Source organism: Parahaliea mediterranea, assembly GCF_003402235.1.
GTDB classification, from domain to species: domain Bacteria; phylum Pseudomonadota; class Gammaproteobacteria; order Pseudomonadales; family Halieaceae; genus Parahaliea; species Parahaliea mediterranea.
Genome location: NZ_QEWO01000005.1, coordinates 342,637 through 357,660, shown reverse-complemented (window position 1 = coordinate 357,660; position 15,024 = coordinate 342,637). Strand labels below are relative to the sequence as shown.

13 protein-coding genes are annotated in these 15,024 nt (G+C 67.7%); 7 read left to right on the top strand and 6 right to left on the bottom strand.

Translation table 11 applies throughout. The features are described 5' to 3' along the window. Positions 1-18: 18 nt before the first annotated feature. Positions 19-318, bottom strand: coding sequence for a hypothetical protein (locus DDZ17_RS16530; protein ID WP_116368069.1), 300 nt, complete (start codon positions 316-318; stop codon positions 19-21). Positions 319-441: 123 nt separating this feature from the next. Continuing rightward, positions 442-1,353: a YbaY family lipoprotein gene (locus DDZ17_RS16525; protein ID WP_116368068.1), complete on the bottom strand. Its 912-nt coding sequence runs from the start codon at positions 1,351-1,353 to the stop codon at positions 442-444. A 206-nt stretch (positions 1,354-1,559) separates the two neighbouring features. Here DDZ17_RS16525 and DDZ17_RS16520 point away from each other — a divergent pair, with 206 nt between their 5' ends. Genes DDZ17_RS16520 through DDZ17_RS16490 form a run of 7 tightly spaced genes read left to right on the top strand, consistent with a single transcriptional unit; the run spans position 1,560 to position 8,602 of the window. Next, positions 1,560-2,489 carry an ELM1/GtrOC1 family putative glycosyltransferase gene (locus tag DDZ17_RS16520; RefSeq protein ID WP_241505940.1) on the top strand — a complete coding sequence of 310 codons (930 nt, stop codon included), beginning with the start codon at positions 1,560-1,562 and terminating at the stop codon, positions 2,487-2,489. Continuing rightward, positions 2,473-3,591 carry a glycosyltransferase family 4 protein gene (locus DDZ17_RS16515; protein WP_241505925.1) on the top strand — a complete coding sequence of 373 codons (1,119 nt, stop codon included), beginning with the start codon at positions 2,473-2,475 and terminating at the stop codon, positions 3,589-3,591. The genes DDZ17_RS16520 and DDZ17_RS16515 overlap by 17 nt, the downstream gene beginning before the upstream one ends. Then, complete coding sequence (locus DDZ17_RS16510) at positions 3,591-4,613, top strand: glycosyltransferase family protein (RefSeq protein WP_116368065.1); 1,023 nt, start codon at positions 3,591-3,593, stop codon at positions 4,611-4,613. The genes DDZ17_RS16515 and DDZ17_RS16510 overlap by 1 nt, the downstream gene beginning before the upstream one ends. Beyond that, positions 4,610-5,674: a glycosyltransferase gene (locus DDZ17_RS16505; protein WP_116368064.1), complete on the top strand. Its 1,065-nt coding sequence runs from the start codon at positions 4,610-4,612 to the stop codon at positions 5,672-5,674. The genes DDZ17_RS16510 and DDZ17_RS16505 overlap by 4 nt, the downstream gene beginning before the upstream one ends. Then, the gene (locus DDZ17_RS16500) at positions 5,671-6,369 is read left to right on the top strand and encodes a YrbL family protein (protein ID WP_116368063.1); all 699 of its coding nucleotides are present in this window, start codon (positions 5,671-5,673) and stop codon (positions 6,367-6,369) included. The genes DDZ17_RS16505 and DDZ17_RS16500 overlap by 4 nt, the downstream gene beginning before the upstream one ends. Further along, positions 6,369-7,691, top strand: coding sequence for an O-antigen ligase family protein (locus DDZ17_RS16495; protein WP_116368062.1), 1,323 nt, complete (start codon positions 6,369-6,371; stop codon positions 7,689-7,691). Before DDZ17_RS16500 ends, DDZ17_RS16495 begins: the two co-directional genes overlap by 1 nt. Then, positions 7,688-8,602 carry a glycosyltransferase family 2 protein gene (locus DDZ17_RS16490; protein ID WP_116368061.1) on the top strand — a complete coding sequence of 305 codons (915 nt, stop codon included), beginning with the start codon at positions 7,688-7,690 and terminating at the stop codon, positions 8,600-8,602. The genes DDZ17_RS16495 and DDZ17_RS16490 overlap by 4 nt, the downstream gene beginning before the upstream one ends. Here DDZ17_RS16490 and DDZ17_RS16485 read toward each other — a convergent pair. The 4 genes from DDZ17_RS16485 to DDZ17_RS16470 all read right to left on the bottom strand — a co-directional run bounded on the left by DDZ17_RS16485 (position 8,599) and on the right by DDZ17_RS16470 (position 14,890). After that, positions 8,599-9,468: an alpha/beta fold hydrolase gene (locus tag DDZ17_RS16485; protein ID WP_116368060.1), complete on the bottom strand. Its 870-nt coding sequence runs from the start codon at positions 9,466-9,468 to the stop codon at positions 8,599-8,601. The two genes, DDZ17_RS16490 and DDZ17_RS16485, sit on opposite strands and share 4 nt — an antisense overlap. Further along, the gene (locus tag DDZ17_RS16480; RefSeq protein ID WP_241505924.1) at positions 9,461-11,023 is read right to left on the bottom strand and encodes a class I adenylate-forming enzyme family protein; all 1,563 of its coding nucleotides are present in this window, start codon (positions 11,021-11,023) and stop codon (positions 9,461-9,463) included. The genes DDZ17_RS16485 and DDZ17_RS16480 overlap by 8 nt, the downstream gene beginning before the upstream one ends. A gap of 15 nt (positions 11,024-11,038) precedes the next feature. Then, positions 11,039-13,270 (bottom strand): TonB-dependent receptor, encoded by a 2,232-nt coding sequence (locus DDZ17_RS16475; RefSeq protein ID WP_116368058.1) that lies wholly within the window; start codon positions 13,268-13,270, stop codon positions 11,039-11,041. Between the two features lie 153 nt (positions 13,271-13,423). After that, the gene (locus DDZ17_RS16470) at positions 13,424-14,890 is read right to left on the bottom strand and encodes a sodium:solute symporter family transporter (protein WP_116368057.1); all 1,467 of its coding nucleotides are present in this window, start codon (positions 14,888-14,890) and stop codon (positions 13,424-13,426) included. Positions 14,891-15,024 lie beyond the last annotated feature (134 nt).

Below are 15,024 nucleotides of genomic sequence, written 5' to 3'. Positions count from 1 at the left end.
GAAAGTTCCGGCGTTGTTTCAGGCGTAGTGGGGTGGCCCCCGGCTGCGTTGCGGTTGATAGCGCGCAACAAGGCAGGCGCTGTTGAGGCGGGGCGCGGCAATGGCGCGGCAGCGCTCCAGGGCGAAGTCCGGCGTGGCCGCCGCCAGCGGCGCCAGCGACGGGGTTTTGCACAGCAGACACTCGGCATTGCCGTCACCGATGCCGTGCAGGTGAGCCGCCTCCACCACCGGCACCGCCACCGCGCACAGCAGCGCCGCCAGCACCAGAATGCGGGCGAAGCGCTGTTTACGGATCTGCCTGTGGAGGGCGTGACGCATCAGTGAAGGTCAGCTGTTGTTCGGAAAACGGGCGGAGTATACGCAAGCGGCGGCACTGACTCCAGCCAAAACCGGCTCCATAGAGCCGACTCCAGCCAAAGCAGGCCCCAGCCAGCGTCGGCCTCAGGGCGCGGCGCTGAACACCGCCACCACCTCGGGGCCCGCAGCCAGTTCCAGATGCCCATCGGGCGTCAGGCGGAAATTGTCCACCGCACCGAGGGCGTCCAGGTAACGGCGCTCAAGGCCGGTGTCCTCGGCGCAGGCCATCAGCGTGCCGGCCAGGGGGCCAAAGCGCAGCGCCGCCCCGTGCTCGGAGCTGCCCTCCCGGGAGTAGGTGCCACTGAAGCGATTGCAGCCGGAGAAGCCACCGGCCTTTTGGGCCTTGGCGTCCAGCAGCAAATCCAGCGGCTTGCTGCCCTCGGCCATAGCCACCGCCTCGCCGTCCAGGCGCTGCAGCCGCCAGCGCGTACCCTCCAGGGTCGCGGTGGCCGGCGCCGCCGTATCGGGAGTATGAAGAGCATCGGGAGTATGAAGAGCATCGGGAGTATGAGGAGCATCGGGCGTATTGGGAGTCTGGGCCGCTACCGGCTCCGGCACCCGCGACACCAGAATGTTGATGGGCGCCTCGCCAAAGGGATCGATGTGCTCGGTGCTGGTGAACAGCAATTTGCCGCCGGCGTGAATCTCGGCCCGCAGGGCGTAGCGGTGACGCTCGTCGATGCGATCCTGGTCGTACTCGATGTGGAAGGTGTAGGGCGGGCCGGCGTCGCCCGGCAGCAGCACGGTCGCCAGGGTCTGTGCCGGCGCGTCGGCCAGGGAGATGTCCTGCAGTTCCACCTCCACCTGGGCGTTGGGCGGCAGGCGCATGCGCTCGCGGTACATTACGCTTCCTTCGATGGTGGCCACCGCCCCCTCCTCTGCCTTGTCTGGTGTCGCGTCACCGCCACAGCCCTGTACCAGGCCCGCCACGGCAACAACCGATAGCGCCAGTGCTGCCCGTGCAGCGCCGCGCACTCTCCTTGCGATCGTCGTCATTCCATTCCCCTTGTGTTCGAGAGCACTGGCCTGCGGCCAGTGGTGCGTAGACAGCGCGGGCGCAGGAAAGTTGCCTGCCAACGCCTGGCGCCGTCACAAAAGCTTCAGCAAAACATCACGCTGGCGTCACATTGCCACCGCAAGCTCGCTGCCATGATCACCCGCTCACTCTACCCTCGCCACACGGGAGCACAACCGTGCCGGACATGCTCACCCTCTGGTGCGTCAGCGATGGCAAGCCGGGCCACCACAGCCAGCTTTCGGGCCTGGCCGGTGCGCTGGCGGAACGCCAGCACTGCCGGGTGCGCTGGTTTGAAACCGCCCACCAGCCACTGCGCCAGGCGGCCGGGGCCGGCCAGCCGCCGGACCTCATCCTGTGCGCCGGCCACCGCACCCACCGCCCCAGCCTGCAGCTGAAATGGCGCTACGGGGGCAAACTGGTCGCATTGATGAAGCCCAGCCTGCCGCGCTGGCTGTTCGACTTGTGTATTGTGCCGCGCCACGACGGGCTCGCTCCGGGGCCGCGGGTGCTGCTGACCGAGGGCACCCTCACCGATATTCGCTATTCGCCGCTGCGCCAGGCTGGCCGCGGCCTGATCCTGCTGGGCGGCGCGTCCCGCAACCACCGCTGGCACAACGAACACATGCTGACCCAGCTCAACGCCCTGCTGGCCAGCACGGCGGACTGCCACTGGATTATGACCACCTCCCGCCGCACGCCCGCCAGCTTCGCCCGCGCCGCCGCTGCCCTGGCCCCGGCGCACTGCCAACTCGTCACCGCGGATCAGACCGACCGCGACTGGCTGCGCCGCCAGTTGGCCGGCGCGGAGCAGGTGTGGGTCAGCGAGGACAGCGCCTCGATGGTGTACGAGGGCCTTGCCAGCGGTGCCCGGGTGGGCATTCTGCCGGTGCCCCGGCGGCGCCCCAGCCGGGTCAGTCGCGGCCTGGATCAACTGGTGGCAGACCAGCGGGTCTGCACCCTCGTATCACTCCTGCAGAACACGGCCACAGCGCCTGTGGTGGCGCCGCCTTTGCGGGAAACCGAGCGCGTGGCCCGGCACCTGCTGAGCCTGCTCAGCCACACCTGGAGCCTGCCCAGCGGTGAAAGTGCTCCAGGTTTTGCCCCGCCTCGATAGCGGGGGTGTTGAACGCGGCACCCTGGATTTTGCCCGGGCCCTGACCGCGGCGGGGCACGAGTCGCTGGTGATGTCCGCCGGCGGGCGCCTGCAGGAGCAACTGCGCCGCCAGGGCAGCGCCCACCTCACCTTTCCGGTGCACGCCAAGTCCCCGGTCTCACTGCTGCGCGTTGGCGCCTTGCGCCGCCTGCTGGTGTCGCTGGCGCCGGATGTCATCCACCTGCGCTCGCGGGTGCCGGCGTGGATGGTGTGGCTGGCCCTGCGCCCGCTGCCCAGCGCCCAGCGCCCGCTACTGGTCTCCACCTTCCACGGCCTGTATTCGGTCAGCCGCTACAGCGCCATCATGGGTTGCGGCGACCGGGTGATTGCCATTTCCGACTGTGTGCGCGACTACATCCTGCGCCACTACCCCCAGGTGGAGCCGGGCCGCATCCGGGTGATTCCCCGCGGCGTGGACACCAGCGAATTCCCCAAAAACGCCACAGGCCCCCGCCCCTGCGGCCCGAGCCCGTGGCAGCGCCAGTTTGCCGCCGAGCACCCCCAGACCCGGGGCCGCCAGCTGCTGCTGATGCCCGGGCGGCTCAGCCCCTGGAAGGGCCAGCATGAATTCATCGACCTGATCGCCGACCTCAAGCGCGAGGGAGAAAACTGCCACGGGGTGATTGCCGGCGAGCCGACCCCCGGCAAGGAGCACTACCTGAAGGCCCTGCAGCAGCAAGTGCGGGCCCAAGGCCTTGAGGACTACGTGACCTTTCTCGGCCACCGCAACGACATGCGCGCCCTGTATGCCCACGCCGCCGCGGTGCTGAGCCTGTCGCGCAAGGCCGAGCCCTTTGGCCGCACGGTCATCGAGGCGCTAGCGGTGGGGGTGCCGGTGGTAGCCTGGGATCGCGGCGGGCCGGCGGAATCCCTGCGCGCGGCCTTTGCACAGGGCCTGGTGACACCGGACAACCGCCTGCAACTGGCGGCCTGCGTGCGCGGCATTCTGGCCGCGCCGCCGCCCCCGCCGCGCCTGCCGCAGCAGTTCACCCTGGCGGCCCAGGCGGCGGCCACAATGGCGGTGTACGAAGAGGGAATGGCGGAGCGGAGGCAGCGGGCCTGATGCGCATTCTCCATGTGGCCCACCAGCAGTTGCGCAAGTACGGCCATACCCGGGTGAGCTGGGCGCGCAAGCTGTTCCACGGACTGGTGCGCAACGAACACTACCTGGTGCAGACCTTTTCCGACCGGGACGTGGCGGCCTTCGAGGCCCCCCTGGGCATCCGCGACCTCGGCGCCCGGCGCTGCAACCAGCGCCTGCTGCAAACCGCCGAGGCCTTTGCCCCGGACCTGGTGCTGCTCGGCCACTGCGACCTCATCACCAATCAGACACTGGACGCACTGCGCCGGCTGTGCCCGGGGGTGGTCATCGCCGGCCTCAACAACGACCCGCTGTTTGTGCCGGAAAACGCCGCCAAAATCCGCCAGCGCTGCGCGGCGGTGGACGTTATGTTCGTCTCCACCGGCAGTGCGGAGCTCGCCCCCTTTGCCGGCCGGCGCGCCCGGCTGCACCACATGCCAAACCCAGTGGACCCGGCCATCGAGAGCGCCGACAACAGCCGCCAGACCACCTTCAGCCACGACCTGCTGTTTTGCAGCAAATCCCAGGCCCACACCCAGCGCGGCAAGTTGGTGGCGGCCCTCCGGGAGCGGCTGCCACCGGCGCTGCGCCTGCACACCCCCGGCAGCTTTGGCGTGCCCGGGGTGTGGGGGCGCGACTACGACCAGACCCTGGCGGCCAGCCGCATGGGGCTCAACCTCAACCGCCAGGAGGGCGGGCACTGGTATTCCTCGGCGCGCATGGCGCAAATGGCCGGCAACGGCCTGCTGGTGTTTACCCACGCCGCGGCGGGCTTTGACACCCTGTTCCCCGCCGAGAGCCTGGCCTACTTCACCGACGAGGACTCCCTGTTGGCGCAGGTGACGCGCTTTTATCACGACGACGCACAGCGCCAGCACTGGGCCGCCAACACCCGCGACTTCTTCCACCGCGAAATGAACTGCACCCTGTACGCACGCTACATCGTGGAGGCCAGCCTCGGCCTGCCCTTCAGCCACGACTATGTGTGGGAGCAGCGCGCGTGAGCGATGCCCTCACCGTGGTGCAGGCCCTGGCCGGCGCGCCCTACGGCGGCGCCGAGAACTTCTACACGCGGCTGGTCTGCGCGCTGGCACAGCAGCCCGGCCTGCGCCAGTTCGCCTTCACCCGCGCCAACGCCGAGCGCGAAGCGCAACTGGGCGCGGCGGGGGTGCCGGTGCAGACCTTTCGCTTCGGCGGCCCGCTGAGCCTGCCCGGCCACTGGCGCTACCATCTGGCCCTGCGCAAGCTGGCCCCGGACGTTGTGCTCACCTACATGAACCGCGCCAGCCGCAGCACCCCCGCCGGCAGCTACCGGCTGGTGTGCCGCCTGGGGCACTACTACGACCTCAAGTACTACCGCCATGCGGATCACTGGGTGGGCATTACCCGGGGCCTGTGCGACCACCTGGTGCGCGGCGGCATGCCGGCCGCGCAAGTGCATTGCCTGCCCAACTTCGCGGCAGAAACCACCCCCGAGCCCGTGCCGCGGGCACTGCTGAACACGCCACCTGAGGTGCCACTGCTGCTGGCCGCCGGGCGCGCCCACCACAACAAGGGCTTCGACACCCTGCTCAGGGCCCTGGCCGAGCTGCCCGGGGTGTGGCTGTGGCTGGCGGGGGACGGCCCAGAACGGGCGGCCCTGGAAAACCTGAGCCGGGGACTGGGCCTTGCCGACCGGGTGCGCTTTCTGGGCTGGCGCCGTGACGTGGACGCGCTGATGCGCAGCGCCGATGCCTTTGTGTGCCCGTCGCGCCACGAGGGGCTGGGCAGCATTGTGCTGGAGGCCTGGTACCACCGCTGCCCCATCGTCGCCACCCGCTCCCAAGGGCCGCAGGAGCTGATTGAAGAGGGCGCCACCGGCCTGCTGTGCGAGGTGGACAGGGCCGATGCCCTGGCCGCGCGCATCCGCGAACTACTGGCCAGCCCCGCCGCCGCCACGCGCCTGGCCAGCGCCGGCAAGACCCACTACCAGCAGCACTACAGCCGCGCCACCATCGCCCGCCAGTACCGGGATTTACTGTTTGACGTGGCCTCGGCCCCGCGCCCCCGAAGGCGGCGCCGGTGAGCGAGGGCGCCCCGCTACAACTTGTACAATCCGCCGCCTTTGCCCGCGGCGGCAACCGGCTCTGCTTTGTTGACCCCCGCGACAGCCGCCGCTGCATCAAGGTGCAGCGGGCGGATCGCTCGCCCCGCCAGAAGCGCCGGCAAGCGCCCCCCTGGAAGCGTCTGCGCCGCCTGGCCAGCTTCGACGACAACCAGCAGGAGGCTGCCACCTATCGCCACCTGCAGGCGCACTGCGGCGAGGCGGCCTTCAGCCTGATACCGCGCCTGTACGGCACCGTGCCCACCAGCCTCGGCCCGGGCCTGTGCAGCGAACTGCTGCGCGACAGCGACGGGCGCATTGCCCGCACTTTAAAGCACTATCTGTGGGAGCGCGGCGAGGCAGACAGCCTGGGCAGCGTGCTGGAGGCGTTTGCCCAGCACTGGACGGCGCTGGGCATGCCCTCGCGGCGCCTGCTGCTGCACAACATCGTGGTGCAGTGCGACGCCAACGGCCCCCGCGCCCTGAAGGTGATCGACGGCCTTGGCTGGCCCGACTTCCTGCCTTTGGCCAACCACCTGCCCGCCCTGGCCCGGCGCAAGGCGCGGCGGCGCATTGATCACCTGCACCAGGCCATTGCCGCACTGCTGGCGCGGCGGCAGGCCAGGGGCGACTTTGGCATTCACGGCTGGCTGGACGAATCCCGGCGCCTGTGCTGATGCCGGCACCGCCCGCTCTCCGCCCTGGCCCGGCCCTGTCCACAGCCGCTGGTCCGGCCCAGCCCGCCACCGGCGCTGCGGCAACGCTGGGCCTGTGCCTGCTGCTGGTGTGGGCCAGCGTGGCCTTCACCCTACCGGAAGTTGCCGAACTGGCGGCGCAGTTGCTGGTGGCCGGGACGGTGGCGCTGGCCCTGTGGCGCTGGAGGCAGCGGTCGCAGCGTGGTGGCTCTGCCTTATCTTCCCCGACTCCCCCGCTTCGTCCAGTTCCCATAAGCCCCTCACCCGCCCTTGCCGCCCTTGCCCCCCTGTGCTGGCTGCTGCTGGCGGCACTGGCGCTACAACTGGCCAGCTGGGCCCTCAGCCACTGGCTGCACCCCTCACTGGCGGAGCGCTCCCCGCGCCTGCACCGGCTGGCGGCGTGGTTCTTCCTGATACCGGTGGCCCTGTGCAGCGCCGGACGCTGGCAGCGGGTTGCCCTGTGCTGGGGCTGCGCCCTGCTCGCCCTGCTGTTGCTGCCCTGGACCCTCGGCCAGGGCTGGCAGGAGCTGGCCCGGGGCCTGGGCGGCGAACGGGTGGACTTTGGCCTGCTCAATGCCCAGCACACCGCCCTGCTGTTTGGCGCCGCCCTGCTCGGGGTGTGGCTGGTGCCCATGCCCGGGCCGGCGCGGGTGCCGGCAATGGCCGCCTGCCTGTGCGGCGTGCTGCTGAGCCAGACCCGCGGCGTGTGGCTGGCCCTGTTGTGCGGTGCCATCGCAGCCACGCTAGTGCGCCACCGGCAGGGCCACCGCCCCCGGCTGGTGGTGGCCCTGCTGGCTTTGGCCCTGCTGGCCGCCAGCCCCCTGGGCAGCGGGGTGTACGAGCGCCTGCACAGCGAAACCCCGGGCAGCCTGCAGGAAAACGTGCGGGTGCGGCTTAACACCTGGCGCGCCTCGGTGGGCTGGATCGCCCAGCGCCCCCTGTTCGGCTGGGGCGGCGGCGGCCGCGCCGCGGTGGTGCAGGCCGCCAGCGGGCTCAGTGACGGCGAGCGCGAACGCTTTCGTCACCTGCACAACAGCTACCTGGACACGCTGGTGAACTGGGGAGCACTCGGCCTGCTGCTGTACGCCGCCCTGCTCGGCTGGCTGAGCCGGCACTTCTGGCGCTGCTGGCGCCGCGGTATTTTGCCGGCGCCGGTATTCACCTTCTGGTGCGCCTTCCTGCCCTACTGGCTGGTGGCCAACGGTTTTGAGTCCTTCGTGTTCTACCAGTCCGGCAGCTACCTGTTCGCCCTGGTGGCCGGCGGCTGCCTGGCCCTGTGCGACCGGCAGGACGCACCCGCATGATGGCCGCGCTGCGCCGGGCCCGGGAGCGCCGCCAGCGACGCCGGCAGCAACAGGCACTGGCCGCCGCCCGCTGCCAGCAGCTCGCCGGGCAGGCGCAAACGCGCAGCCAACGCGGCACCGGCAACAGCGAGCCCCACGAGCTGATTGTGTCCCTGACCTCCTTCCCCGGGCGCATCGAACAACTGCACTTGTGCATCGAGAGCCTGCTGAGCCAGAGCCTGCCGCCGGACCGGGTGTTGCTGTGGCTGTCGCTGCAGAACTTCCCGCGCCGGCAACTGCCGCACTCGCTAACCGCGCTGTGCCGCTGGGGGCTGGATATCCAGTTTCGCGACGGCGACCTCGGCCCCTACAAGAAGATTGTCTACGCCCTGGCGGACTACCCCGCGGCCCTGGTGCTCACGGTGGATGACGACATGCTCTACCCGCCGGACCTGGTGGCGCCCCTGTACCGCGCGTGGCAGGCCCGGCCGACAGTCATCCACTGCCATCGCGGCCACGACATGCGCACCGACAGCGCCGGCATGCCGCTGCCCTACGAGCACTGGCAACTCGGCGGGGGCAGTAGTGAGCCGTCACTGCGGGTGTTCCCCACCGGGGTGGGCGGGGTGCTGTATTTTCCCGGCGCCCTGCACCCGATGGCGACCGACGTCACGCAGTTTCAGCGCCTGTGCCCCCGGGCCGACGATGTGTGGCTGAAGGCCATGAGCCTGCTGCAGGGCACGCCCTGCGCGGTGGTGCCGGGCGAGCAACACTGGAAGGAACGCTTTTTGACCATTCCCGGCAGCCAGCAGCGCTCGCTGAAGCGGGAAAACTGGAGCCGGCGTAACGGCAACGACGAGAAGCTGGCCGCTGTATTTGGCGCCCTGCCGCTGGCCGCCCGGCTGCGGGCGGGCGGTTGGGTCAGCCCTTAGGCGGTTGGGTCAGCCAGCTGCCCCAGCCAGGCGGTGAGGGCCTGGCGCGCATCAGCCTCGTCCAGGGTGGGCGCATGGCCGCGCCGGGGCACCTGCTGAAGGCGGCAGTTGGCGCCACGCGCGCACATGGCGGCGGCGGTGGCCGCAGAGAGAATGTCGGACGATGCCCCGCGCACCACCAGCACCGGCATGGCCAGGCCCTCGAACAGCGGCCACAGGTCTGGCGGCACGGCATTTTCGCGCGCGGCGTCGATAGGCTGGGCAATGGCCGGGTCGTAGTCCAGCACCGGCACGCCCGCCTCGTCCCGGTACAGGCCGCGGGTAAAGTCGCGCCACTGCTGTTCGCTGAAATCCGCAAAGGCCGCGCCGTTGATCGCGCGGCACTGGGCCAGGGCCTCGTCCCAGTTGCTCACTGGGCCGCTCTTGCCCACGTAGGACTGAATGCGCGCCAGCCCGGCCGGCTCCACCTGGGGGCCAATGTCGTTCAGCAACAGGCCGCTGATGCGCCCCGGCTGCAGGGCGCCCATCATCATGCCCATCAACCCGCCCATGGAGGTGCCGATCACGGCCACCTTGGGTACGGCGAGATAATCCAGCAGGGCGAACATATCCTGCACGTAGGTGGCCGGCTGGTAGTTGGCGGGGTTGCTGTCGTAGTCGGAGCGCCCGCGGCCGCGCTGGTCGGCGCAGATCACCCGGTAGTTCGCCTCCAGGTCGGATGCCAGGCGGGTGAAATCACGGCTGTTGCGGGTCAGGCCGTGCAGGCACAGCAGCACAGGGGCGTCGGCACCGGCGTGGTTGAAGTCGCAGGCGTAGAGGGTCAGCCCGTCGGGGGCGGGGTAGAACACATCCACAGGGTCAGGCATAGCTTAATTCGGCAAAGGTGCGCCGCAGTTCCCGCTTGAGGATTTTGCCATTGGGGTTGCGCGGCAGTTCGTCCACCAGTATGACATCACTCAGGCGCTGCTGCTTGCCCAGCCGCTCGTTGGCCCAGGCGCGAATGGCCCCGGCATCGGCGCCGCCGGACACTGCCACCACCAGCGCCACCGGGGTTTCGCCCCAGCGCTGGCTGGTGGCGCCGATCACCGCCACGTCGTCCACCGCCGGGTGTTCCACCAGCACGGCCTCGATGTCCTGCGGATAGACGTTCTGCCCGCCGCTCAGGATCATGTCCTTCTTGCGATCGACGATGTACAGAAAGCCCGCTTCGTCCACCATGCCGATATCGCCCGAGCGCAGCCACTGCACGCCGTTGTCATCGATGTACTCGGCCTCGCGGCTGGCCTCGTCACGGCCAAGATAGCCAGGCATGGTGATGCGCCCGCGCGACACCACTTCGCCGGACTCCCCCGGCCCGAGCTTGCGGCCGCCCTCATCCACGATACAGATGTCTGTGCCCAGCAGCGGCTTGCCCACCGACGACCAGCGCCCCTCGGCATCCTCGGTATCCAGGGTGGTGATAATGCCCTCGGTGAGCCCGTAAAGCTCAATAATGCCGCAGGGAAAGGCCTGGAAAATACTGCGCTTCAGGCGCTCGTGCAGGGGCGAGCCGCAGCTCATCATGGCCTGCAGGGAACTGACATCGTGCTCGCGCTGCCCCATCGCCTCCACCACGCGCTGGAACTGGATGGGCACCATGGCGGTGTGGGTAATGCGCTCTGCCGCCACCGTATCCAGAAAGGCGTCGGTATCAAAGCGCGGGTGAATCACCAGCGTGCCGCCGCCCAGCACCGTGCACAGCATCGCCACCCAGGAAATATTCGAGTACAGGCCAATGGTGAGCAGGGTGCGGGCCGCGCCGTGGTAGCGCAGGGCGATGGCCAGGTCGTAGGCCCAGTCGCGGCGCCCGGCGTGGGTGTGCACAATGCCTTTTGGCATGCCGGTTGTACCGGAACTGTAAATAATGTTCAGGAAGTCAGTACCCTGCAGGCCACTATCCGGCAGGCCCTCCGGCTGGCCATCGCAAAACTGCCGGAAGCACTGCCAGTCACCCGCGGCGGTGCCGGTGGTAACCAGCAGCGTGATCGACGGCCCCAGCCTGTGCCGCAGCGCGTGAAGACGCGGCTGCTGGTCGGCGCTCACCACCAGGGCACGCACACCGGCATCGGCGAGCATGGCCGCAATCGCCTCGTCCGCCACCGACAGGTTGATTGGCACCGACACCGCGCCGGCCGCCATGCAACCGAACAGGGTCACCGCCATCTCCACGCCGTTGGACATGACCACCCCCACCCGCTCGCCCCGGCCGATGCCGGCCCCGTGCAGGGCGTGGGCAAAGCGGTGGTTGGCGGCGCAGAACTCGCGCCAGCTCAGGCGCTGCCCTTCGCACACCAGGGCGTCGCGCTCGCCGCGCCAGCGCCCGTGCAGGGCCAGGATTTCCGGCAGCAGGGGGGCGTGTGATTCAAAACCACTGAACATCATTCACCGCCTCGCTCTTCAGAAGGCGTAATTCACGGTGAAGGCGATGGTGCGCGGGTCGCCATAGAAGCCCGTCACCGTGTCTTCGCCGCCAAGGCCTGCCGCCACCAGATTACCCTGGTCGTCATAGGTGGCCGCGAAGTTATAGCCGGCGATGCGGTACTCCTCATCGCTCAGGTTTTTGCCGTGCAGGCCGAGGGTCCAGCGCTCATTGGGCGAGCGCAGGACGATGCTGGCGTTGTAGAGGGTGTAGCCCTCTTCATCCAGCACCGAGGGAACTTCGAAGATGTGCACGTCGTCGCGGTAGGCGGCGCTGGCCAGCAACGTGGTGCCCCAGCCACCGATGTCCAGGTCGTACTGCACGCCGATGTTGTAGACGTACTCGGGGGTATTGGAGATCACCCACTGGTCGGAAACATCCACGTTGGCCTGGGCGTTCGGGTCGAACCACTCAAGCTCGGTGAACTCGGCATCGATATAACCGTAGGTGGCGCTCAAGGTCAACGCGTCGGTCAGTGCCGCCACCAGTTCCAGTTCGAAGCCCTGCATTTCGGACGCGCCGGCATTGAGCACCTGCGAGGCAAAGTCGGCGCCGCCCACGGCGCGCTGCACGGTGACCTGCATATCGGTGTAGTCGTTGTAGAATGCCGCCGCGTTCAGGCGCAGGCGACGGTCCCATAGGGTCGACTTGAAGCCGATTTCATAGGCATCCACTGTTTCCGGATCAAAAGGCTCGTCGCCGTTCGGGTTGACGGAGATATTGGCGCGCATGTCGTAGCCACCGGACTTGAAACCGGAGGTATAGGACGCGTAGGCCATCAGGTTGTCGTTGAAAGTGTACTGCACACCCAGGTGGGGGGTGAATTCACCCCAGCTGTCGCTGTCGTCAAAGTCCGATTGGACGGCAACCAGGGTACCGCCGCCGCTATCCGGGTAGCGCGCGCCCAGGTACACATTGCGGTACACACTGGCGGATTTTTCGTCCTGGGTGTAGCGGCCGCCAAAGCTCAGGCTCAGCGCCTCGGTGACATCGTAAGCGCCCTGGAAGTAAGCGGAATAGCTCTCGGTATCCACGCAGCCGCCGTTTTCCACGGTGGTGTTGAACACACCCAGAATCAGGTCGAACACGCCGCAGGCATTGCCCTCGTAGTAGTACAGCCCGCCAACGGCATTGAAGCGATCGCCGCTGTAGTTGAGCTGGAACTCCTGGGTGGTCTGGTCGTCTTCGTAGATCGCCGGCACGTCCACGCTGGCAACCGCGGTGGCGTCGAAGTCGATGGGGGTATCGGTGCGCCCTTCGCGGTAGGCGGTGATGGACTTGAGCTGCCAGCGGTCACTGATGTCCCAGATGGCGTGCAGCGACGCGCCCTCGGTTTCCACCAGGTTGTCGGTGGGCAGGCTGGTGTCGCTGTCGAACACGCTGCTGTAGGGCTGCTGGCCGGTGATCAGGCTCGGCGTGAGGCGATAACCGCCCTTGGCGTTGGAGGTATCGCGGGTTTTGTCGCCGGCCAGTATCAAGGCCAGGCTGTCGCTGGGCCGCCACTCCAGTTTCAGGTGGCCGGTAGCCACATCCTTGTTGTAGTTGTCGGCGCCGGTGTTGCGAAACTCGCCGTAGCCGTCGCGCTTGAGCACCGCTGCGCCGCCGCTGATAAACAGCGTGTCCTCGATAATCGGCACCGAGCCCATCACCTTCAGGTCGCGGCGCTGGTAGTCGCCCACAGTGCCTTCCACTTCAAAGGTGGGCTCGTTGCCCACTCGCCGGGTGGTGTATTTGAGCGCGCCGCCGATAGTGTTTTTGCCGTACAGGGTGCCCTGGGGCCCGCGCAGCACTTCGATGTTTTCCACATCCAGCACGTCGAGCACCGCGCCCTGGGGGCGGGCGATGTAGACATCGTCCACGTAAATGCCAACACCGGGCTCAAAGCCCCACAGTGGGTCCTGCTGGCCGATACCGCGAATGTAGGCGGTGAGGGTGGTGTTGGTGCCACGGCTCACCTGCAGGGTGGTGTTGGGCAGGCTGTATTGCAGGTCGGTGATGTCGTCCACGCCCTGGATGGCGAGGTCCGCGGCGGAAAACGCACTGACGGCTATGGGCACGTCCTGCAGGTTTTCGGTGCGCTTGCGCGCGGTCACCACAACTTCTTCGAGGGCGGTGGCACCGGCTTGCTGGGCGAGCGACGGAGCCGCACTCAGCGCAGAGGCAAGGGATACAGCAAGGGCGAGGGGCGCCCGCTTGAGCGTAGTCTTCATAGTGACACCTGTCGTTAGCGTTATCGTATCAAGTGTTGTCCGCCTTGCGAGCGGTTTCAACGTTTGTTGAATTTGTGCAGAAAAGATATTCAACGATTGTTGAATTGTCAAGCCTGAACCGGCAGTCTGAACAGGCAACTTGAACCGGTAGCCTCAAGCGCCCGGCGCGGATTCTCCGGCGCGGCTGCCGCGCCCCGCGGCAAGCCCGCGATGCCAAACCAGGCCGGCAACGCCCACCAGCAGCGAGGCCAGAATCGCCCAAGTGGCCGACACCGCCGGGTTGGCCACCCGGCCACTGAGGTTGAGCCCGAGGTGCGTCAACAGCGCCACCAGCGCCGCGCCACCCACCACCCACAGGGGCATATCGCGGCGCAACAGCACCCCGAACAGAATGGGCACGGTGGAAGCGGCCGCCAGGCCGTAGACACCTTTCTGGGCAAACAGCCCGATCAGCGGCGGTGGGTTCCAGGCCAGCGCCACACCAATCACCCCGACCGCCACCAGCACCCAGCGCGACAGGGCAAGGCCGTTGATGCGAGCACCAAACAGCGGCTCCACAATGTCGTTCACCACCATCGCCGACAGCGACACCAGAATGCCATCGAGGGTACTCATGCCCGCCGCCAGCAGGGTGAGGAAGATCAGCACCAGCAGGTACTGGCCGAGCGGGTCGCCGGAAAACTCGTGCAGCAGGTACTCGCGCACCACAGTGTCCTGGGCGTCGATCTCCAGCCCCGCCAGGCGGGCGTAAAAGCCGAGCATCAGCATCAGGGTGAACAGGGTGCCCACCACCACGGTGGTGCCGATGAACTTGCCGATGTCCCGCTCGCTGCGCAGGTACAGCACTTTGGTGAGAATGTGCGGCTGCAGCATCAGCGCAAAGGTCACAATAAAGCCCGAGAGAAACACCGAGAAAAAGCTGAAGTAGAGATCGCTGGACGGGTTGAAGGCCGCGGCGTAATCGGCGCCCACGGCGCGCAGCGCATCCAGCGGCGCATCCCCCAGGTATTTGAAGCCCTGCACAAACAGCAGGGCGGTGATCGCCATCATCATCACCCCCTGCAAGGTATTGGTGTAGGCGTGGGCGTAGGTGCCGCCCATCAGCACGTAGGAGAAAACAAACAGCAGCACCAGCACCAGGGCGGTTTTCTGGTCCACCGGAAACAGCCCCGTCACCAGCAGGCTGCAGCCCACCAGGATCAGCACCACAAAGGTGATGGACAGCAGGTTGATAAAGGCAAAAAACAGACTCAGCCCCCGGTGGCGGTAACGGCAGTAAATCCACTGGGGAATGGTCAGCGCGTTATGGCTTTCGCCCAAGCGCAGGAAGCCGCGCGTCAGTACCAGAAAGGCGGTGAGAATGCCCAGCGAGCCCGCCACCCCGTAGTGCAGGTAGGCGGACAGCCCGTGAACGTAAACAAAGCCCGGGTTGATGACAAAGGTGGCGGTGGAGGCAATGGACGCGGCGAGGGTAATGCCGATCACATAGGGGCTCATGTCCTTATTGCCGATGGAAAAGCCGCGCACGTCGCGGGTGCGGCGCATGCCCACCCAGGACAGGTAGAACACCAGCGCCACGTAGGCGGCGCTGACCAGGTATTTGAAAACGTCGGGAGTCATGCTGGCACCTCACCGCAGGATTATTGTTGTCGGCGGAGTGCGGATTCTGTACCAGGCCCAGCCCAATTTCAACAACCGTTGAAATTGTTTCTGTGCTATTGTCGATGCCCTTCGGCCGCTGCGGTGGCGGCAAC

Excerpts from the sequence above, each read along its gene's own strand:
- DDZ17_RS16490 (WP_116368061.1), top strand. The coding sequence starts at position 7,688 with ATGATGGCCGCGCTGCGCCGGGCCCGGGAGCGCCGCCAGCGACGCCGG.
- DDZ17_RS16495 (WP_116368062.1), top strand. The coding sequence starts at position 6,369 with ATGCCGGCACCGCCCGCTCTCCGCCCTGGCCCGGCCCTGTCCACAGCC.
- DDZ17_RS16525 (WP_116368068.1), bottom strand. The coding sequence starts at position 1,353 with ATGACGACGATCGCAAGGAGAGTGCGCGGCGCTGCACGGGCAGCACTG.
- DDZ17_RS16470 (WP_116368057.1), bottom strand. The coding sequence starts at position 14,890 with ATGACTCCCGACGTTTTCAAATACCTGGTCAGCGCCGCCTACGTGGCG.
- DDZ17_RS16510 (WP_116368065.1), top strand. The coding sequence starts at position 3,591 with ATGCGCATTCTCCATGTGGCCCACCAGCAGTTGCGCAAGTACGGCCAT.
- DDZ17_RS16480 (WP_241505924.1), bottom strand. The coding sequence starts at position 11,023 with ATGATGTTCAGTGGTTTTGAATCACACGCCCCCCTGCTGCCGGAAATC.
- DDZ17_RS16475 (WP_116368058.1), bottom strand. The coding sequence starts at position 13,270 with ATGAAGACTACGCTCAAGCGGGCGCCCCTCGCCCTTGCTGTATCCCTT.
- DDZ17_RS16520 (WP_241505940.1), top strand. The coding sequence starts at position 1,560 with ATGCTCACCCTCTGGTGCGTCAGCGATGGCAAGCCGGGCCACCACAGC.
- DDZ17_RS16485 (WP_116368060.1), bottom strand. The coding sequence starts at position 9,468 with ATGCCTGACCCTGTGGATGTGTTCTACCCCGCCCCCGACGGGCTGACC.
- DDZ17_RS16530 (WP_116368069.1), bottom strand. The coding sequence starts at position 318 with ATGCGTCACGCCCTCCACAGGCAGATCCGTAAACAGCGCTTCGCCCGC.